Here is a 19,716-nt window from a genome sequence, read left to right as displayed (position 1 = left end):
GATGGCCGCCCGGGTTTTCGCCGCCGTCGACATCGGGGCGTCCGGCGGCCGGGTGATGGCCGGGCTGGTCGAGGGTGGGTCGGTGTCCCTGCGGCCGGTCCACCGGTTCGCCAACCCGCTCGTCGAGGCCGCGGGATCGCTGCGCTGGGACCTCGACCACCTGCACCGCGAGATGCTCCGCGGGCTGCGCCGGCTGGCCCGGGCCTGCCCCGAGCTGGAGTCGATCGGCATCGATACCTGGGCGGTCGACTTCGGGCTGCTCGACGCCGCCGGTGAGCTGCTCGCGCCCCCCGTCGCCTACCGTGACGGCGGCGCGGCGCAGGTCGTCGACGACGTGCACGCCACGGTGCCACCCGAGGAGCTGTTCGCCGTCAACGGGCTGCAGTTCCTGCCGTTCACGACGCTCTACCAGCTCGCCGCGCAGCGGCGCGGCCCCCTGTGGGACCGGGCCGCGCACGTCGTCCTGATACCCGATCTGTTGGCCTACCGGCTGACCGGGCGGCTGCGCGCCGAGCTCACGAACGCCTCGACGACCGGCCTGCTCGACGTCCGGACGTGCCAGTGGTCCGAGGAGCTGCTGCGGCGGCTCGACATCCCGCGCCGGCTCCTGCCGGACCTCGAGGAGCCCGGTACCGTCCGCGGCGTCACGCACGCACTCGGCCCGCCGGTCCCGGTGACGACGGTGGGCTCGCACGACACCGCCTCCGCCGTCGTCGGGGTCCCGGCGACGACCGACAGCTTCGGCTACGTCTCGTGCGGAACCTGGTCGCTGGTGGGCCTGGAGCTGCCGGCGCCGGTGCTCACCCCGGACGCCCGCGCGGCGAACTTCACCAACGAGATCGGCGTCGACGGCCGGGTACGGTTCCTGCGCAACGTCGGCGGGCTGTGGCTGCTCCAGGAATGCCTGCGGGAGTGGAACAACCCCGACCTCGAGGATCTCCTCGCCGCCGCCGCGGAGCTGCCATCCGGCGGCCCGGTGATCGACGTCGACGACCCCGCGCTCATCGCGCCGGGAAACATGCCGGCCCGGATCGCGGCGGCCGCGCGCGACGGCGACGGCCGGGTGCGCCGGACGCCGGTGCCGCGGACGCCGGCCGCGCTCGCGCGCTGCGTCGTCGACTCCCTCGCCCTCGCCTACGCGCGCACCCTGCGGCGGGCCGCGGACCTGACCGGGCGACAGGTCGAGGTCATCCATCTCGTCGGTGGCGGCTCCCGCGGCGAGTTACTGTGCCGACTCACCGCGAACGCGGCGGGGGTGCCGGTCGTCGCCGGGCCGGTCGAGGCGACCGCGCTCGGCAACGTCCTCGTCCAGGCACGGGCCCACGGTGCCGCGCCGACCGCCCTGGAAGACCTGCGCGAGCAGCTCGCGCGCGCATCGACCCTCCGGAGGTACGAGCCGTCATGAGGCCCCTGGCGACACTGCGTTCCGTCATGCGGTTCGGCCCCGTCGAGACCAACCGGACCGAGCGGCGGCTGGCCCGGGCGGCCTCGGTGCACGACCTGCGGCGGATGGCACGGCGACGGCTGCCCGGCGGAGTCTTCGACTACATCGACGGTGCCGCGGAGGACGAACACACCCTCGCCGCGAACGAGCGGGCCTACGCCGCTGTGACCTTCCGCCCGCGGGTGCTGCGTGGCCTGCCCGAGGTCTCGATCGGCACGGAGATCCTCGGCGCGCCGGCCGCGTACCCGCTCGTGCTCGCGCCCACGGGCTTCACCCGCATCGCCGATCCGCGGGGGGAGCTGGCGGTGGCCCGCGCCGCCGCCCGCGCCGGACTTCCCTACACGCTGTCCACCCTGAGCACGCGTTCGATCGAGGAGGTCCGCGCGGTCAGCGACGGGCGGCTGTGGTTCCAGGTCTACGCCTGGCGCGACCGCGGCCTGGTCAAGGAGATGATCGAGCGCGCCGCCGCGGCCCGGTACGAGGCGATCGTGCTCACCGTCGACACCGCCGTCTTCGGCCGCCGCGAGCGCGACGTCCGCAGGGGCTTCTCCCTGCCGCCCACCATCGGTCCGGGCACGATCCTCGACGGCATGTTGCATCCCGGCTGGACCTGGCAGTTCGTCCGCAGCGAACCCATCAGGTTCAGTAACGTCGCCGGGCGCGACGTGGGCGACGGGGCGTCACCGGTGACGCTGTCCGACTACATCAACACCCAGTTCGACCCCGGTCTCTCCTGGGCGGACCTGACCTGGCTGCGCTCGGTCTGGGACGGCCGCATCGTCGTCAAGGGCATCCAGACGGTCGCGGACGCGAAGCTCGCCGCCGAGGCGGGCGTCGACGCGATCGTGCTGTCGAACCACGGCGGCCGGCAGCTGGACGGGGCGCCGGCCACCCTGCCGCTCGTCGCCCCGGTCGCAGACGCGGTCGGCGGCCGCAGCGAGATCATCTGCGACGGCGGGGTCCGGCGCGGCAGCGACATCGTCAAGGCGGTCGCCGCCGGCGCGACAGCGGCCATGGCCGGCCGCGCCTACCTCTACGCGCTCGGTGCCGCCGGGGAACGCGGAGTCGACCGGCTGCTCACCTGGTTCGCCGCCGACGTCCACCGCACCCTGGCCCTCCTGGGCGCGGCCGGAGTCGCGGACCTCGGGCGCGGCCACATCGACGTGCCCTCCGAGCCGGCAGACCCGGCCGCACCGCGCCTCGCCGCCACGCCCCGCGCCGCCACGCCCCGCCCGCCTGCCTGACCGGCCCCGACCCGCCGCCGGTCGCCGGTTCCGCCAGAGATCGAGGTCCCATGCCCCCTCGCTGGAACGCCGCCTTCATCGCCGCCCCATCCGACCCGGGCGGGCGGGATCCCGTACCGGCGCCGTATCTGCGCCGGGAGTTCACCGTGGGCGCCGGCCTGCGCTCCGCCACCCTGCACGTCACCGCGGTGGGACTGATCGAGGCCCACCTGAACGGGGCCCCGGTGGGAGACGAGGTTCTCGCCCCGGGCTGGACGTCCTACCGGCATCGCCTGGTCGTGAGCAGTCACGAGGTCACCGGCCTGGTGGTGGAAGGCGTCAACGCTCTCGTCGCCGTCCTCGGTGAGGGCTGGGCGGTGGGCAGRCTCACCTGGGAGGAGGGCAAGCGGGCCGTCTGGGCGGACCGCCCGGCAGGGTTCCTGCAACTCGATCTCGACTACGGCGACCGCGTGGAGGTGATCGCGAGTGGTGCCGACTGGCGTGCCGGTACCGGGGCGACCCTGGCGGACAGTATCTACGACGGCGAGACCCACGACGCGCGACGGGAACCGGTGGGCTGGGCCGAGCCCGGCTTCGACGACGCGGAATGGTCGCCGGTCGAGGTCGTCCCACGTGACCTGAACACCCTGATCGCGCCGAGCGCGCCGCCGATCCGGCGGGTGCAGGAGCTGCCCGCCGTCGACATCCTGACGACGCCGGCCGGGCGGACGGTCGTCGACTTCGGGCAGAACCTGTCGGGCTGGGTCCGCCTCACCGTCCGCGGGGCGGCCGGTACCACGATCGTCCTGCGGCACACCGAGACTCTGATCGACGGTGAGGCGGACTTCCGGCCCAACCGGACGGCGCTCGCGACCGACCGCTACATCCTGCGCGGCGGTGGCCCGGAGACGTGGGAGCCGCGGTTCACCTTCCACGGTTTCCGCTACGTCGAGGTGGAAGGGTGGCCCGGTCGCCTCGACACCGAGGCGATGACCGCGGTGGTGGTGCACAGCGACATGCGCCGGACCGGTTGGTTCGAGACCTCCGACGAGCTGGTGAACCAGCTGCACCGCAACGTCGTCTGGTCGATGCGCGGCAACTTCGTCGGCGTGCCCACCGACTGCCCGCAGCGCGACGAGCGGCTCGGCTGGACCGGTGACATCAACGCCTTCGGCCTCACCGCCGCGTTCCTCTACGACGTGCGCGGGGTGCTGGGTTCCTGGCTCACCGACCTCGCCGCCGAGCAGCGCGAGCAGGGCCACGTGCCACTGGTCGTCCCGGATGTGGGGGCAATGCCGATCACGACGCCCACCGCGCTGTGGGGAGACGTCGCCGTCAGCCTGCCGTGGACGCTCTACCAGCAGTACGGCGACCGGGAGCTTCTCGCCGCCCAGTACGAGTCCATGACGGCCTTCATCGACAGCGTGGAGAGGCTGCTGGACGAGCGGGGGCTCTGGAACTCCGGTTTCCAGTTCGGCGACTGGCTCGATCCGGACGCACCGCCGAAGAACCCGGCCGGCGGCAAAACGGACGCCTACCTGGTCGCCAGCGCCTACCTGTGCCACACCACCCACCAGCTGGCGCGGACTGCCGAGGTCCTGGGCCACGCCGACGACGCCGCCCGGTACACGGCACTGCACCAGCGGGTCCGGGCGGCCTTCCGCGACGAATGGGTCACCCCGTCCGGCCTGGTCGCCAACGACACGGCCACCGCCTACGCCCTGGCCATCTGCTTCGACATCCTCGACCCGGCCCAACAGGCGCGCGCCGGCCGCCGGCTCGCCGAGCTGGTCGACAAGGCCGGACACCGGATCAGCACGGGCTTCGCCGGCACGCCGCTGGTCGCGTACGCCCTGAGCCGCACCGACCAGCTCGACACGGCCTACCGGCTGCTGCTCCAGACCGAGTGCCCTTCGTTCCTGTACCCGGTGACGCGGGGCGCGACGACCATCTGGGAGCGGTGGGACGCGATCCGGCCCGACGGAACGCTGCACGACACCGGCATGACGTCGCTCAACCACTACGCCCTGGGCGCCATCGCGGACTGGCTGCACCGCGTCGTCGGCGGCCTCGAACCCGTCGAGCCCGGCTACCGGCGGATGCGGATAGCACCGCGGCCCGGGGGCGGCCTCACCCACGCGAGGCTCACCCACGACACCCCGTACGGGCGGGTGCGAGTCGCCTGGCGCCAGGAACCCGACAGCCGGGTCGCCATCGACGTCGACGTCCCGCCAGGTGCCACCGCGGACGTCGTCCTGCCGGGCCACCCCGACGACCTGATCGTCCAGGCAGGGCCGGGCAGCCACCGGTGGGAGTACGACGTCCCGACGCCGGAACGGCCCATCCACACCCTCGACACCCCACTCAAGGAACTCTTTCGCGACTCCGCGCTGTGGGCCGCGCTCCAGCCGGTCCTCCGCAGGCACCTTCCCCAGTTCGCCGACGCCGACAGCGGGACGGAACCATCCCTGCCCAGCCTGCGCGTCCTGCTGGGGTACTTCCCCGCACAGGCCCCAGCTCTCGAGGCCGACCTGCTCGCGGTGCTCCGGACGTGAACGGTCGCCGGCTGACGAAGGACGGGCCGTGTCCTGGTCGAAGAGGATCGCGGGTGGATCGACGAGTCGGTCAAAGGCGGGCAGGAGCCATCGGCGCGGAACTCAGGCCACCGACTGCTCGCGGCAGTACGAGCGGTACGTCGCCGAGGACTGGAGCAGCGAGGCGTGGGTGCCGGCGTCGGCGACCCGGCCGCGGTCCATCACGACGATCTGGTCGCAGTGGCGGATGGTGGCGATCCGATGGGCGATGATCAGCGACGTCCGCCCGGACAGCAGCCGGTCCAGAGCGTCGAGCACGAGCCGTTCGCTGCCGGCGTCGAGCGCGCTGGTCGCCTCGTCGAGCACGACGACAGGGGGATCCTTCAGCATCACCCGGGCGATGGCGAGGCGCTGGCGCTGCCCGCCGGAGAGCATGACGCCGCGTTCGCCGAGCTCCGTGTGGATGCCGTTCTCCCAGGTGCGGACGAACCCCCAGGCGTTGGCGGCCTCGAGCGCCGCCTCGATCTCCTGGTCGGTGGCGGTCGGCTGGGCGAGCCGCAGGTTGCGCGCCAGCGAGCCGCTGATCAGCACCGACTCCTGGAAGACCACCCCCACCGCGGCCCGTACCGAGGCCTGGGTGACCTCGCGGAGGTCCTGGCCGTCGACGGTCACGCGGCCCTCGGCGGGGTCGAACAGCCGGAGCAGCAGCTGGGCGACCGTGGACTTTCCAGCGCCGGACGAGCCGATGAGCGCGACGCTGCGCCCCGGGGCGATCGTCAGGTCGAAGCCGTCGAGGACCAGGTGCGACCGCCGTCCGGGATAGGCGAACGAAACCCGCTCGAAGGTGATGCCGCCCCGGGCGACGGCCAGCGCCGGGGCCCGAGGGAGATCGCTCACCGCGGGGCGCTCCTCGAACAGCTTCGCGGCCCGCTCGCCGGCGGCCAGGCCGGCCAGCACCTCGGGGAGGCTGGTCATGACGACGGTCAGCGAGCTCGACCCGCGCAGCCAGAAGCCCCAGACGGCGACGACGTCGCCGATGGAGAGCGTCCCCGACGCGGCCCGCCACGCGCCGACGAACAGGAGCAGGAACGGCGCGACGAACGAGAGGTGGAAGCCGAGCGGGTCGGCGTAGCGGTGCTGTAGCCGCGCCAGGGCCTCGGACCCGGCCCGCACCCGTTCGGTACCGCCCCGCACCTGGCGCAGGGCGTCGTCCTCCGCGTTGAACGCCTTGAGGAGCGTGTTCACGCCGAGTATCTCGGCGAGGGTTCCGGAGGTGCGGCCGAGCTCGTCGCGGATGTCGCGGCTGTGCCGGCGCAGCCGCGGGAGCACCAGCAGGGTCCAGCCGACGGCCACCGCGAGCAGGCCGAGCGCCAGCAGGGTCATCCAGGCGTCGACCCAGGCGATGAGGCCCACCGAGATGACCAGGACCGCCAGCGCCCACCACACCGTCAGGCCCTGCCAGACCGTCACCTCGAGGCGCTCGATGTCCTGGTTGATCGCGGCGGCGACGTCGCCGACCCGCGAACGGTGGAAGAAGTCCAGCGACAGCCGTTGGACGTGCTCGTACAGGGCCCGCCGCAGGTTGTTCGCCCATCGCGTCGCCCCGCGGCGGCACCAGGTGTGGGCGAAGTAGGCCGCCACGAGGAAGGTCACGGAGACGGCGACCGCGGCGACCAGGGGTCCCTGCCAGCCGTCGTGCAGGAACCGGCGCGGGTCCTGCTGGATGCGGTCCAGCACGACCCGGAAAACCGCGGGCGTGAGACTCTGCGCGACCGCGTCGACGAGGATGAGCGCGTAGCCGCCGACGAGCAGCCGCCGGCCGTCGCCGGCGTGACCGAGCAGCGTGCGCAGGGCGTGCGCGCTGTTCCCTGGAGACCTACGGTTCTTCGCGGACTTACGCGTCATGAGGACGCCCGTTGCCCACCATCACGATCGGGTCGCCTCGTCGAGGAGGATCTGGGAGATCCGCTCGCGCAGCGCTGCCAGGGCGTGGCCGCCGCTGTTGCTGGTGTTCTCGCCGTTGGCGTCGGCGTCGTCCGTGCGCGGAGCGAGGGAGAACCCGGTGTAGAGGACGCGCCGTTCCTCGACGAGGGGCGGAGTCGACTCGTGGAGGGTGCAGGTCAGGTGCACCGTGACGTCGCCCGGCTCGGTCGGCACGGCGACGACGGGCAGGTACGGTCGCGATTTGGCGATTTCCACCGGCATCAGAACGCGGTGGGATCCGACGATGACGCGGAGCTGGCCGTTCGTCTCGCCGCTGCCGGTGACCGCGATCCCGGCGACCAGGTTCGAGCAGTTGTAGGCGTGGCGGCCGAAGTGGCAGTCGCGGTGAAAGCTCACGTCCGACGCGCCGACCGTGACACCGACCGGCTTGATGAGCGCTTCCAGGCCGCGACCGTCCACCGGACGCCGTTCGAGCAGGTCGCCGCCGGCCAGAACACCGCGTAAATGCTCCCAGCGTTCGCCCCGCAGGATCGCCGAGGTCGCGGGGGAGTGAGCGATGAACTCCTGGAGCCGCACACAGCGGCGGCTGCCGTCCTCCAGGGTCGCCCACCAGGAACGACCGTCACCCTCACGGTAGTGGGGGAGCGCCCGGTCGATGTCGGAGGAGACCTCGGTCATGTCCGCCGGGTCCAGCCAGCCGCGCAGGTGAAGGTAACCGGCCTCGCGCAGGAAATGTGCGACGTCCGCCGGATCGTCGGCCGGGGTGAAGACGCGCCCGAGGTCGAGCGGGGTCCCGTGACGATCGACGAACTCGATCGTGTCATCCACGACCGGCCAGCCCTCGAGCAGCGTCAGCCAGAGCGAGTCCCACACGGAGACGTCCACCTCGGACCCGTCGCGGTAGCGCAGCTCGCGCGCGGTCAGCATCGCGTTGAACGATCGCTGGTTCTGCGCCCAGTCGGAGAACTCTGCCTCGCTGAGCGTCACGACAAGCGCGCCCCCGACGGTGCCGCGGGAGGCGGTCAGGGTCGTGCCGTCGCTCGAGAACGACCAGGAGGACGCGCCGATCTCGATGGAGAGTGGTGGTGCCTGTAATGAGGCGATCCCGCGCGCCACGAGACGGCCATGGCGCGCGACGAGTCCCGGGAAATCCGCCGCGAGAAAATCCTCGATGTCGACGTGGCGCAGGTCGGCATCGCGACGTGTACGGCGATCCAGGGCGATGGGCATGACGATTCTCCCGTCGGAGTGTGCCGCCGGCGAGCATCTTGCTGATCTTCTGTGTTCGGGTCGATTCGTGCCGCGGAAAAGCCGGGACACGCCGAAGATGCTCGAGACTCAACGTCGTCAGGAAACGGCCGGCGGCAACTCGGAATCCGCGTCCACCACTGATCGGCGCGGCTCGGTGACACGGCTCGACAATCGGCATGTCTGCGGGACTGAACCCTGGCCTGTGCACCCACCGCGGAACGTGTAGGAGCCTAATGCAGAGTTACTAGTGCGCGCAAGTAGCGAGCCGGACGCCGGCAACCCACGTCGGCTAGCCGCGCCGGCTCTCGACCGTGGCGGCGACGGTCGCCGCCACCTCCTGGTACCGGTCGAGGACGAAGTGGAGCGGCTCGGCCCGGTGGATGACGGCGTCGGCGCGGGACCAGGAAGGCGGTGCGGCGCCGTCCGAGCGGGCCAGGACCGTCGCGGCCTGCCGGGCGGCGCCGTCGGCGACGTACTCGCCGGGCGCGGGCACGGCGACGGGCACTCCGAGGATCGCGGGCGCGATCTCCTGGACGGCGCGTGACCGGGCGCCGCCGCCGACAAGGAACACCCGGTCGATGCGTACACCCTGGTCGCGCAGGGCGTCGAGGCAGCCCGCCATGAGGCAGAGCACGCCCTCCACGGCGGCGCGGGCGAGGTTGGCCGGGGTCGTCGACGCCGGCGTGAGGCCGTGCAGGGAGCCGGTGGCGGTGGGCAGGTTCGGGGTGCGCTCGCCCTCGAGGTAGGGCACGAGCACCAGGCCCGCGGCTCCCGGCAGGGCGCTCAGGGCGAGCCGGCTGAGCTCGTCGTGGCCGACGCCGAGCAGGGTTCCCGTCGCGTCGAGGACGCGGCTGGCATTGAGGGTGCAGGCGAGCGGCAGGTGGTGACCGGTCGCGTCGGCGAAGCCGGCCACCGCACCGGTGGCGTCCCGGGTGGCGGCGGTGGCGACCGCGGCGACGACGCCGGAGGTCCCCAGGGACATCAGTGCCTCGCCCGGCCGCAGGTCCAACCCGAGCGCCGCCCCGGCGTTGTCGCCGCATCCCGGCCCCAGCAGCAGGTGGCCCCAGCCGGCGGAGGTGTCGCCCCGTCCCGCGATCTCCTCGGGGCCGGCGACGGTCGGGAGCACGATCCGTTCGACGCCGCCGGGCGTGCGGCGCAGCGCCAGGGCCAGCAGGTCCCGCCGGTAGGCACCGCTGACGGCGTCGAAGTAGCCGGTGCCGGAGGCGTCGGAGCGGTCGGTCCGCAGGGTGTCCAACGACTGGGCGCCGGAGAGGCGCCAGGTCAGCCAGTCGTGGGGCAGTGCGACCGCGGCGATCCGGGCCGCGGCGGCCGGCTCGTGGTCGGCGAGCCAGCGCAGCTTGGTGACGGTGAACGAGGCGACCGGGACCAGGCCGACCGCGGCTGCCCACCGCTCGGCTCCCCGCCCGCCGCCGTGCTCAGCACCCAGCTTGGCTCCCTGCACGGCCTCGCCGTCGCCGAGCTCGGCGACGAGGTCGTCCGCCGCCTGGGCGGACCGGGTGTCGTTCCACAGCAGCGCGGGCCGGATGACCCGCCCGTCGCGGTCCAGCGCGATCATCCCGTGCTGCTGGGCGGCGACCGAGACGGCTTCGACGTCGCCGAGGCCGCCGGCCTGTTCGACCGCGGTGAGCAGGGCCGTCCACCAGTGCTCGGGGTCGATCTCCGTCCCGGGGGGATGGGGTGCGGTTCCCTGACGGACGAGAGCGCCGGAGTCGGCGTCCCGGATGACCACCTTGCACGACTGGGTGGACGAGTCGATCCCCGCGACGAGCGCCATGACGGCGGGCCGGCTCAGCCGGCCGAACGGGCGGCCGCCGCGCCCCGGGCGGGCGAGCCGACGAGATGCTCGATCGCCAGTTGCTGGAGCCGCACGAAACCGAAGTCCCGCTCGGCCGCCTTGGCCGGGTCGAAGCCGTCGTCCGAGGCGAGGAGGTCGGCCGCGGTCTCGCCGGGGGCGAGGGTGGGCTCGGCCAGCTCGAACACCCCGGCGTAGGCCATCGCCTCCTGGACGACGGGGTCGGCGCGGAATGCCGCCGCCTTCTCGGCGAGCAGCAGGTAGGTCGACATGCACGCCCGCGCCGACTCCCAGACCCCGGCCATGCCCTCCGTCCGTGACGGCTTGTAGTCGAAGTGGCGGGGACCGGTGTACCGGGGGCCGTCCGGGTAGCCCGGGAAGCCGTTCTCGAGCAGGTCGACGGTGAAGAACGCCGAGACGAGATCGCCGTGCCCGAAGACCAGGTCCTGGTCGTACTTCAGGCCCCGCTGCCCGTTGAGGTCGATGTGGAAGAGCTTCCCGCTCCACAGCGCCTGGCCGAGGGCGTGGGTGTAGTTGAGGTTGGCCATCTGCTCGTGCCCGGTCTCCGGGTTGACCCCGACGATGTCGCCGTTCTCCAGCTCGGCGATCAGCGCCAGCGCGTGCCCGACGGTGGGCAGGAAGATGTCGCCGCGCGGCTCGTTCGGCTTGGGTTCGAGGGCGATCCGCAGGTCGTAGCCCTGGGACTTGATGTAGCCGGCGACGGTGTCCAGGCCCTCCCGGTAGCGCTCCAGTGCGGCGAGGACGTCCTTCGACCCGTCGTACTCGCTGCCCTCCCGGCCGCCCCACATCACGAACGTGGTCGCGCCGAGCTGCGCGGCGAGATCGACCGCGCGCAGCACCTTGCGTAGGCCGAACCGGCGCACGCCGCGGTCGTTCGAGGTCAGGCCGCCGTCCTTGAAGACGGGATGGGTGAAGGTGTTCGTGGTCACCATCTCGATGACCAGGCCGGAGGCGTCGGTGGCCTCTTTCAGCCGGCGGCAGGCCCGCGCGGCGGCGGCGTCGTCGGCGTCGAAGGGGAAGACGTCGTTGTCGTGCAGGGTGATGCCCCAGGCGCCGATCTCGGCCAGCCGGTCGGCGTACTCCCATGGGTCGAGGACTGTCCGGGTCGGCAGGCCGAAGGGGTCGGTGCCGGTCCAGCCGACCGTCCACAGGCCGAAGGAGAACTTGTCCTCGGGAGTGGGCTGTCGTGGCATCGCTGCTCCGATCCGCTTCTTTAGTATTTCGGTAAAACATAATCCTGGGTCGCGGTAGCGTCAACGTGTGCCCTTGGAGCTGTCCGGACCTCGACCGACGAGCGGGGCCCGGCAGGCGACCCTGCGGGAGAGCAACCTCGCCCTGGTCGCCCGCACCATCGCCGCCGCGGCGCCGGCGTACCTTTCGCGGGCGGACGTCGCCGGGGCGACCTCGATGACCCGGGCCACCGCGTCGCGCCTCGTCGACGAGCTCGTCGCCGGCGGTGTCGTGGACGAGCTGGGCCCGGACGAGCTGGACCGGCCCGTGCCCCGCCGCGGCCGGCCAGGGACGCCGCTGGCCCCGGGCTCGCGGATCGCGGCGCTGGGGCTCCAGATCGACGCCGGATTCCTGGCGGCCAGGGTGATCAACCTGCGCGGCCAGGTGCTCGCCGAGTGGGTCGCGAGTGGAGATCTCGTCGCGAGCCCGCCGGAGGTGGTGCTGCGTCGCCTCGACGCCGCGAGCGGCGACGTCCTGTCCCGGCTGCCCGCCGGATCCCGCCTCGTCGGAGCCCGGCTCGCCCTGCCCGGCATCGTCGCCGTGGGGGAGGGGCTGCTTCGGGCACCGACCCTCGGCTGGTCGGACCTGCGACCGGTCGACGTGCTGGGCGCCGGGACGCTCGCCGAGCTGCCGTTGACGATGGGAAACGAGGCCGACCTGGCCGCGCGGGCGGTCGCCGAGAGCGCGCCGGGACGCTCGGGCCCGCTGCCGGACTTCGTCTACCTGTCGGGCGAGATCGGCATCGGTGGCGCCGTGGTCCGGGACGGTGCGGTCATCACCGGCCGCCACGGCTGGGCCGGCGAGATCGGGCACGTGTGCGTCGACCCCAACGGTCCGAGCTGCCCGTGCGGGTCGACCGGTTGCCTGGAGCGCTATGCCGGACGGCACACGCTGCTCGCCGCCGCCGGACTGGCCGACACCGCGCCGCCCGAGCTCCTGCGCGAGCGGGTGGCGGCCAGCGATCAGGAGGCGTGCCAGGCCGTGGCCGTGGCGGCGTGGGCCCTCGGGATCGCGCTGGCCAGCGTCATCAACATGTTTGACGTTCCCACCGTCGTCCTCGGGGGCTACCTCGGCCAGATCACCGGCCTGCTGCGCGCGGACCTGGACCCGGCGCTGCGGGCCCGCGTGCTGTCGGCCCGCTGGGCCGCGCCGACGATCGTCGCGGCCGAGCCCGGCTCGGCCCCCGGCGCCACCGGTGCGGCCTTCGCCGAGCTGGCGGCGGTGATCGCCGATCCGGCGCGTTGGACCGTCCGGCCGGCGGGCTGAGACATGGAATCGCGTAGTGGCTGAGGAGCAGCGCCCAGATCTCCTACGGGTTGACGCCGGGCCGGCATGGTCGGCGGACCCGCCCGAGTTTCAGCGCGTCGTTGAGCGCGCTCAGATCACCGCCGGTGGGCCGACGGGTTGTGGGGCGGGCAGGTCGACGTCGGGCATGCGTGGGTCGGAACCGGTGGGGATGATGTCGGTGGTGGCCATCAGCCAGTGCAGCAGTGCCTGACGCAGACGGCGTTCCACGTCGGCATGTTCCGGCAGTCCGGCGATGTTGTGTCGTTCGTCGGGGTCGATGGCCCGATGGTAAAGCTCCGGGGGATCGTACAGCCGCCACACGTAGGTCCATTCCCGGTCGCGTACCGCGGTGGCCTTACCAACCAGGTCGGTTTTCTGGTGTTGCAGGGAGGTTTTCAGGTCGTAGGGGAAGGGTGAGTGCTCCAGCTGTGCTTCCTCCTCGATGGTGAAACCTCCCTCGGTGAACGCGTACTCTCGGTGCTCGGAGGCGGGGTCGTGCAGGACGGGCAGYAGGCTGCGCCCGAAATGCCGGTGCTGCGTGGGAACACCAGCCAGTTCCAGCACGGTGGGCAGGATGTCGACGAGTTCCACCATGCCGTCGTGGACCTGGCCCTCGGGAAGCCCGCCGCCGGCGATGACGAGAGGATCGCGAGTGATGCAGGGGTGCATCGCCGAGGGCCACTTCTCAATCAGCCCGAAATCTCCAAGGTATTCGCCGTGGTCAGCGAAAAACAATGTGACGGTGTTGAACCGCCCCGGGAAGGTCGGAGGCTCTAGGTTGTGACTGTGACCTGGGGTTTCTGGGCTGTCAGGTAGTAGTTAGCTTCGTATTCGACTGGTGGGATGTGGCCTATCTCACCATGTAGGCGTCGGTAGTTGTACCAGTCCGCCCATTCGGCGGTGGCCAACTCGACCTCGGACAGAGTTCGCCAGGGCCGCCGCGGTTTGATCAGTTCTGTCTTGTACAGGCCGATGGTCGATTCCATCAGTGCGTTGTCCAGTGCGTCGCCGACCGTGCCGATGGAGGCCGCGATGCCGGCTCGGTCCAGGTGCTCGGCGAGCGTGAAAGACGTGTATTGACGGTTCGGCGTGCTTGGTGGTCGCGACGGACCAGCCGACGATCCGGCGGGAGAAGGTGTCCACCACGAACGCGACGTAGACGGTGCCCGACCAGGTCGGGATGTAGACATCCCACGCGGGTCGGGTGTCAAGCTGCGAGGGGTGGCTGGTTGCCGGTGGGGGTGGGTCAGGCAGCGGTGTCGTCCCAGAGCTGGTCGTTCTGCAGGCACCACCACATGCGCCCGAGGGCCTTGTTCGCGAGGTTGCGCAGGGCTGCGTTGTGGCGATCACCGGCGGCGCGGCGCCGGTCGTAGTGCGCGCGGGCGCCGGGGGACTTGGTGAGCATGGAGAATGCCCACCAGTGGCAGGCGTCCCCGAGACGCTTGTTGCGGATCCTGCGGGCCAGGACCCGGCGGGAACGGCCGGAGGCTCGGGTGACCGGGGCGGTGCCGGCGAACGCGCGCAGACCACCGGCGGTGGTGAAGCGGGTGGGGTCGTCGCCGATCTCGGCCAGGACCCGCGCGGCGAGCACCGGTCCAAGCCCGGGTGCGGAGCGCAGAACGGCGGCGAGGGGGTGGGCGTCGAACTCGGCTGCCAGGGCCTGTTCGAGTTGGTCGACGGCGGTGTGCATCGCGGTCAGAATGCCGAGCAGGCCGACGACCGTCTGGCCCAACGCGGCCTCGACGGGCGGTGGCTGACGCAGCGCCGTCGTCCGCAGCGCGGTGACGATCTGGTCGACCAGGGACGCGTCGTTGCGTCGGCCGCAGCGGTGGAGCAGGGTTACGACCTTGCGGGCGATCAGCTTCAGGCCCTGGTCGGGTGTCGGAACGGCGGCCAGGATCGTGAGCGCGGCTTTGTGCTGCAGGTTCGGGAAGGCCCGCAGCGCCTGGGGGTAGAACTCCAGCAGCACCGAACGCAGGCGGCTGGTTGTTTGGTGCGCAGCCCAGATGGCTTCCTGATGCTGGCGTGCGAGCGCCTTGACCGCGCGTGCGCCGTCGCTGAGGGACGGCAACGGGCGGTGCTGGTGGCGGTCGGTGCGCAGGATGTCTGCCAGTACCCGGGCGTCGCCGGGGTCGGACTTCGTGCCGGCCTGTCCGTGTCGTTCCCGGTAGCGGGCGACCGCCCGCGGGTTGATCGCGAAGACTGTCAGTCCTGCGGCCTGCAGGGCGACGACGATCAGGTTCTTGTCCGTCTCGATCGCCACCGGCACGCTGGCCGGGTCGTCGGTGTGTTCCGCCAGCAGTGTCATCAGCTCGGTGAACCCCGCGGCGCCGGTGTCGATCCGACGACGCTGGAGCACCCGTCCGCCGTCGTCGAGGACGCAGATGTCGTGGTGAGCCTCGGCCCAGTCGATGCCGCAGGTGATGCTCATGGTCCTCCTCGAACCCGGCAGGAGTGCAAGGACAAGCCCGCGGGTGCGTGCGGCGACCTAATGGAAGCGCTCGAGGGCGCGGCATCTCACCAGCCGATCACCCACCCGGCGACTGGCAGGGCCACCGTCTACGTTCAGGCCTCGACGGCCAGGTGCGGCAAGAAGTGGACACCGACCAGCGGCTTGTCCACCACCCTCGCACCCGCCCTGGGCCGGTCAAATCTCAGGGGCCCCTGCCAACCACCAGCGGACACCGGACGCCCGTCCGGCTCTCCCATTGGGTGACGTCAGCGACCCAGGTGCGGTTCCGGTGCGTCGGCCACGAAGTCGCGTTCCACCAGGTCAGGAGCCCGCGTCGCGGCCGGATCCGCCATGGTCGTGGCCACTTTCCTGCCGCGGACGGCACCGGTGATGCCGAGTTCACGCATGAGGCGTTCGACGGTGCAGCGGGCCACCGGGTGGCCTTGCCGGTGCAGCTCCCGCCAGATCTTCCGCGCCCCGTAGACACGGTAGTTGGCGTCGTAGACCTCGGTGATCAGCGTCGTGAGCTCGGCGTCCCGTACCTGGCGGGCGCAGGGCGATGCCTGACGCTGCTTGTGGGCGTAGTAGGTGGAGGGGGCGATGCTGCAGTCGTGCAGGGTCAGCACGCGGCAGATCGGCTCGACACCGCCGAAGCGGTCCCGGTGCTCGTCGATGAACGCTACGAGCGCAGGTGTGGCCGGTCGAGCTCGGCCGCGAAGAAACTCGCCGCGGCCTTGAGGATCTCATTCGCCCGCTTCAGCTCGGCGACCTCCTTCTTCAGGGCCTTGACCTGCGCGGACTCCTCCGTCGTCACCCCGGGCCGGTTCCCGTTGTCGATCTGATCGCGCCGGACCCACTGCCGTACCGTCTCGGCCGTTCCGATACCGAGCTTGGACGCGACGGCCTTCATCGCGGCCCACTCGGTGGGGTAGTCGGGACGGACCTCGGCGACCATCCGGACCGCACGACGCCGCAGCTCGGCGGGGTAAGGGGAAGGACGTGCCATGACTCGATCCTCTCAGAGAATCAAGCCTCCATCCGACCCGGGGCGGTTCAGTCCGCGTGGGGTGGCATGTCGCCGCCCAAGGACCTCTCCATGGTGAAGCCGATCGAGCGGATTCTGCGCAGCGGCAACTTCGGGCCATGGGACCGTCCCGACATCACGGGTCTCGACCCGCTGCCCGGGGGCGTGAACCCGTCGGGCCACCGGGCATGGGGCAACGACTCGTATCTGTTCTTCCCGAACTTCATGATCCTGATCTGGGCGCCGGGCTGGTATCTCACCTACCACTACTGGCCGACCGCGTACAACCAGCACGTCTTCGAGGGGACGCTGTACTTCGTCCCGCCGAAGAACGCGGCGGAGCGCCTGCGGCACGAGCTGGCCGCGGTCACCTTCAAGGAGTTCGCGCTGCAGGACTGCAACACCCTCGAGGCGACGCAGACCATGCTCGAGTCCCGCGCGGTCCGGGATTTCCCCCTCAACGACCAGGAGATCCTCATCCGTCATCTCCCCCGGGCGCGGCACGCCCGCGGCGACCACTCCTGACCGGGTACGAGGCTGCGACGTCGCCCGTAGCCCGTAACGCCGCAGTCCCTGGCGTGGTCTTCACGCCGGCCGAGTAGAAGACCTTCATCGGCGGCGTCGACGGCGAGTTCATCCAGTAGCAGGCAGCACAACCATCAGCCCTCGCTCGAGATCCACATGGCCGGACCAGGCGCCCTCGTCGGTGAGCAGCGTGTCCGGCACGCCTGCGTCACCGTGGCAGAACACCAGCATGCTGATCTGCGGGGCGTGGGCGACCCTGAGTCCCGCAGGCCACAGAGCTCTCCGGCCGCTGGTTGGTCAAGATGTCAGGGCTGCGAAGGCTTCGTCCAGGAGGTCGGAGAGGTTCAGCTTGTTGTCGGATTTCGCCCAGTGTGCGATGGCGATGTTCAGGCAGTCCAGGGCGGCGGCGGCTCGTACGGTGTGTGTGATGATCCCTGGTCGTCGGGACGCGCCGCGTTCGGCCAGTGCCTGGGTCAGGGCGGGGCGCCAGCCGTGTTGCTTCTCCCACTGGCGGGTGTGCAGCGCGGGGGTGGCCAGGACGAGTCGGGTCGTCGCGAGGGCTGCCTCGGGGTCCTGGCGGTAGATCTCGACGACGATGTCCAGCGCGTGGCGCAGCGCGGTCCAGTCGTCCTCGTCGGGCGGGCGGGCGCGCAGGGCGTCGGCGACCTGTTCGCCGTGCGCGTCGAGGGCGCCCAGGACGGCATCCTCCTTGGTGCCGAAGTAGCGCAGGACGGTGCTGCGGGAGACGCCGGCCGCGGCGGCGATGTCGTTGATGGTGACGTTGTCGAAGCCGTCGCGGCGGAACAGGTCCAGGGCCACTTCGGCCAGCATGGCCCGCACCGCCTTGCGGGCGACGTCCCGCGCGGCCGTCCGCGTCGCACCGTTCATCTGCCGATCGTACCCCCGGCCTGATTCCGGCTTGCATCGGAGCATCTCGGTCGCTAGCGTGACACCGAGTTTCACCACCTGCCGGCCGCCCTGTCGAAAGCGTAGGGACCCCACCGTGACGGAAGAATTACTCGTTTCTGTTGACGGGCACATCGTCGAGCCACATGACCTCTTCCTGACCCGACTCCCGAAGCATTTGAGGGATCGTGCCGTCTGGGAGGAGGATCTCAAGATCCAGCCACTGGGTGAGGACGGGCGCACCGACTTCCGGAAGCTGCACACGCCCGGGTTCGAGGGCTGGACGAACTCTGCCTACCCTCATTTCGACGGCTCGCCCAACACCGGGCGGCCCGACCGGATCCTCGATGACATGGACAGCGAGGGTGTCTGGGCCCAGGTGATGCACCCGAACCTGTCGTTCTTCGGGCTCTACTCGGATGACCACGAGTTATCAATGGCGCATGCCCGCGTGTACAACGACTACGTCGCCGAGACGTTCGGTCTCCACCGCGCGAGGATCGCGCCCACCGCGCCCATACCGATGACCGACGTCGACGATGCGGTAGCCGAGATCGAGCGCGCCGCCGGCCTGGGCCTGCGGGCGATCCTCCTTCCCGCGGTGTCCCCGGTGCCGTACCACGCGCGGGAACTCGACCGGGTGTGGGCAGCCGCCCAGGCGAACGGAATGGTCGTGACGTTCCATGTCGCGACCGGCGGGGTGAAGGCCAGCCGGAAGGCGTCGCCGACGCTTCGGGGCCTCATGCAGACGGTCCAGACGCAGAGCCAGGAGCTCACCGACGACCTCGTCGTCGATCGCATTGTCTTCGCCGCGACGCAGCAGTCGCTGGCGCCCCAGCACATCCTTGCGTCCCTGGTGGGCGGCGGCGTCACGGAGCGGTTCCCGGACCTGCACTTCGTGCTGGTGGAGTTCAACGCGAACTGGCTCGTGTCGTTCATGGCCGCGATGGACAAGGCCTGGACGCTGGGAATCGGCCAGGACCGCGACTTCTGGGTCGGTATCTGGGACAACGACCGCGCGGAGGACGACCAGCCCGGCATGGCGCAGGTGTTCCGCCTCAACGAGCGGTGGCCCTACCCGCTGCGGCCGAGCGAGTACGTCCAGCGCCAGATCCACGTGTCGTTCCAGGAAGACCCCATCGCCCTCGCGTGCCGCCACATCACCGGCCTGTCCACCCTCGTGTGGGGCGTCGACTACCCGCACCCGGAGGGAACCTTCCGGCGCACCCGGGAAGCCATCGCCGACCAGTTCCGGGACGTCAATGCCGCCGACCGGGCCGCGATCCTCGGTGGAACCACCGCCAGGCTTTTCGGACTCGAGATCCCCGTCGCCGTATGAGCTCCTCCGGCGACGAACTCGGCGATGACCGCCGGGCGCTGCGACGGTTGCTCGACAAGGACGCCATCGTCGATCTCGTCCACCGCTATTCCTACTGCGTCGACCACAAGCTTCACGACGAGTTGTCAGCACTGTTCACCGACGACTGCGTCATCGACTACGGTCCCGGCTCCGCGCCCGTCATCCACGGGCGCCGCGCGTTCCGGGAACTGCTCGGCAGCGCGGTCCGTGACGGCATCGACTACGGATTCGCCGCGACGAGCCACCACAACGCGAACGTGCTGATCGTGTTCGACACCGACGACCGCGCAACCGTCCGGACGTCGATGTACGCCTGGCACCGCACACAGTCGGGAAAGACCCCGCAGGTCTGGGGCTACTACCACGACGTCGTCACCCGAACCGCCGACGGCTGGAAGCTCCACGAACGAAAGCTGCACCTTCTCGGCACCGACGGATGGCACGACGACTACCACCCGGCCGCGCACACCTGCCCAGCAATCGCCGCGCCGAATGGCCAACCGTAGGGCCAATACCAGGAACTTTAGGTTCGGATCAGGATTGTGGCGACCGTGGGTGGCGGTCCCGTGAGGTGCTTGTCGATCGGCTTCTTGGCGGKGAACGGGGTGCGCTTGGTCCGCCGGACGACCCGGGGATTGGAGCGGAGGCGTTTCGGGAGGACGTGTTCGGCGATCTTAGTGGTCACCGCGGCCAGGATCCGGG

The 19,716-nt window shown here is 71.2% G+C and carries 15 protein-coding genes and 2 pseudogenes; 7 read left to right on the top strand and 10 right to left on the bottom strand.

All coding sequences use genetic code 11. The annotated features are described in order from the left end of the window. Position 1: 1 nt before the first annotated feature. Genes BBK14_RS21670 through BBK14_RS21660 form a run of 3 tightly spaced genes read left to right on the top strand, consistent with a single transcriptional unit; the run spans position 2 to position 5,222 of the window. Positions 2 to 1,405: a rhamnulokinase gene (locus tag BBK14_RS21670; RefSeq protein WP_071065079.1), complete on the top strand. Its 1,404-nt coding sequence runs from the start codon at positions 2 to 4 to the stop codon at positions 1,403 to 1,405. Further along, positions 1,402 to 2,688 (top strand): alpha-hydroxy acid oxidase, encoded by a 1,287-nt coding sequence (locus tag BBK14_RS21665; RefSeq protein WP_071065078.1) that lies wholly within the window; start codon positions 1,402 to 1,404, stop codon positions 2,686 to 2,688. The genes BBK14_RS21670 and BBK14_RS21665 overlap by 4 nt, the downstream gene beginning before the upstream one ends. Positions 2,689 to 2,738: 50 nt before the next feature. Next, positions 2,739 to 5,222: a glycoside hydrolase family 78 protein gene (locus BBK14_RS21660; protein ID WP_071065077.1), complete on the top strand. Its 2,484-nt coding sequence runs from the start codon at positions 2,739 to 2,741 to the stop codon at positions 5,220 to 5,222. A 102-nt stretch (positions 5,223 to 5,324) separates the two neighbouring features. On the opposite strand, the gene BBK14_RS21655 is transcribed toward BBK14_RS21660, so the two are convergent. The 4 genes from BBK14_RS21655 to xylA all read right to left on the bottom strand — a co-directional run bounded on the left by BBK14_RS21655 (position 5,325) and on the right by xylA (position 11,423). Continuing rightward, on the bottom strand, positions 5,325 to 7,106 hold the full coding sequence (locus BBK14_RS21655) for an ABC transporter ATP-binding protein (protein WP_071065076.1): 1,782 nt from the start codon (positions 7,104 to 7,106) through the stop codon (positions 5,325 to 5,327). Between the two features lie 21 nt (positions 7,107 to 7,127). Continuing rightward, a complete protein-coding gene (locus BBK14_RS21650) occupies positions 7,128 to 8,375 on the bottom strand; it encodes a phytanoyl-CoA dioxygenase family protein (protein WP_071065075.1) in 1,248 nt (415 codons plus the stop codon). Positions 8,376 to 8,685: 310 nt separating this feature from the next. Beyond that, positions 8,686 to 10,191 carry a xylulokinase gene (locus BBK14_RS21645; RefSeq protein ID WP_071065074.1) on the bottom strand — a complete coding sequence of 502 codons (1,506 nt, stop codon included), beginning with the start codon at positions 10,189 to 10,191 and terminating at the stop codon, positions 8,686 to 8,688. Positions 10,192 to 10,205: 14 nt separating this feature from the next. Beyond that, positions 10,206 to 11,423, bottom strand: a complete 1,218-nt coding sequence (xylA, locus tag BBK14_RS21640; protein ID WP_071065073.1) for a xylose isomerase — start codon at positions 11,421 to 11,423, stop codon at positions 10,206 to 10,208. Between the two features lie 67 nt (positions 11,424 to 11,490). On the opposite strand from xylA, the gene BBK14_RS21635 reads away from it, so the two are divergent. Further along, complete coding sequence (locus tag BBK14_RS21635; RefSeq protein ID WP_083391153.1) at positions 11,491 to 12,726, top strand: ROK family protein; 1,236 nt, start codon at positions 11,491 to 11,493, stop codon at positions 12,724 to 12,726. A gap of 111 nt (positions 12,727 to 12,837) precedes the next feature. On the opposite strand, the gene BBK14_RS21630 is transcribed toward BBK14_RS21635, so the two are convergent. The 5 genes and pseudogenes from BBK14_RS21630 to BBK14_RS39040 all read right to left on the bottom strand — a co-directional run bounded on the left by BBK14_RS21630 (position 12,838) and on the right by BBK14_RS39040 (position 16,205). Continuing rightward, positions 12,838 to 13,482, bottom strand: a complete 645-nt coding sequence (locus BBK14_RS21630) for an alkaline phosphatase family protein (protein ID WP_241831737.1) — start codon at positions 13,480 to 13,482, stop codon at positions 12,838 to 12,840. A gap of 38 nt (positions 13,483 to 13,520) precedes the next feature. After that, a pseudogene (locus BBK14_RS35715) lies at positions 13,521 to 13,932 on the bottom strand (integrase core domain-containing protein); the annotation flags it as partial. 61 nt (positions 13,933 to 13,993) lie between these two features. Continuing rightward, positions 13,994 to 15,178, bottom strand: coding sequence for an IS110 family RNA-guided transposase (locus BBK14_RS21625; RefSeq protein WP_071065072.1), 1,185 nt, complete (start codon positions 15,176 to 15,178; stop codon positions 13,994 to 13,996). Positions 15,179 to 15,465: 287 nt separating this feature from the next. Continuing rightward, entirely contained in the window at positions 15,466 to 15,825 is a 360-nt protein-coding gene (locus tag BBK14_RS21620) for an IS3 family transposase (RefSeq protein ID WP_157904314.1), read from the bottom strand. Between the two features lie 53 nt (positions 15,826 to 15,878). Beyond that, on the bottom strand, positions 15,879 to 16,205 hold the full coding sequence (locus BBK14_RS39040; RefSeq protein ID WP_071083317.1) for a hypothetical protein: 327 nt from the start codon (positions 16,203 to 16,205) through the stop codon (positions 15,879 to 15,881). Between the two features lie 45 nt (positions 16,206 to 16,250). On the opposite strand from BBK14_RS39040, the pseudogene BBK14_RS21615 reads away from it, so the two are divergent. Further along, positions 16,251 to 16,748: pseudogene (locus BBK14_RS21615) on the top strand (RHO alpha subunit C-terminal catalytic domain-containing protein); the annotation flags it as partial. A 297-nt stretch (positions 16,749 to 17,045) separates the two neighbouring features. Here BBK14_RS21615 and BBK14_RS21610 read toward each other — a convergent pair. Further along, a complete protein-coding gene (locus tag BBK14_RS21610) occupies positions 17,046 to 17,636 on the bottom strand; it encodes a TetR family transcriptional regulator (protein WP_071065071.1) in 591 nt (196 codons plus the stop codon). Positions 17,637 to 17,751: 115 nt separating this feature from the next. Here BBK14_RS21610 and BBK14_RS21605 point away from each other — a divergent pair, with 115 nt between their 5' ends. Both BBK14_RS21605 and BBK14_RS21600 read left to right on the top strand, forming a co-directional pair. Beyond that, positions 17,752 to 18,993, top strand: coding sequence for an amidohydrolase family protein (locus tag BBK14_RS21605; RefSeq protein WP_071065070.1), 1,242 nt, complete (start codon positions 17,752 to 17,754; stop codon positions 18,991 to 18,993). After that, positions 18,990 to 19,520: a nuclear transport factor 2 family protein gene (locus BBK14_RS21600; protein ID WP_071065069.1), complete on the top strand. Its 531-nt coding sequence runs from the start codon at positions 18,990 to 18,992 to the stop codon at positions 19,518 to 19,520. Before BBK14_RS21605 ends, BBK14_RS21600 begins: the two co-directional genes overlap by 4 nt. Positions 19,521 to 19,716: the final 196 nt, after the last annotated feature.

The organism is Parafrankia soli, from assembly GCF_001854695.1.
Classification (GTDB): Bacteria; Actinomycetota; Actinomycetes; order Frankiales; family Frankiaceae; genus Parafrankia; species Parafrankia soli.
This window is presented reverse-complemented; position numbering and strand designations above follow the sequence as displayed.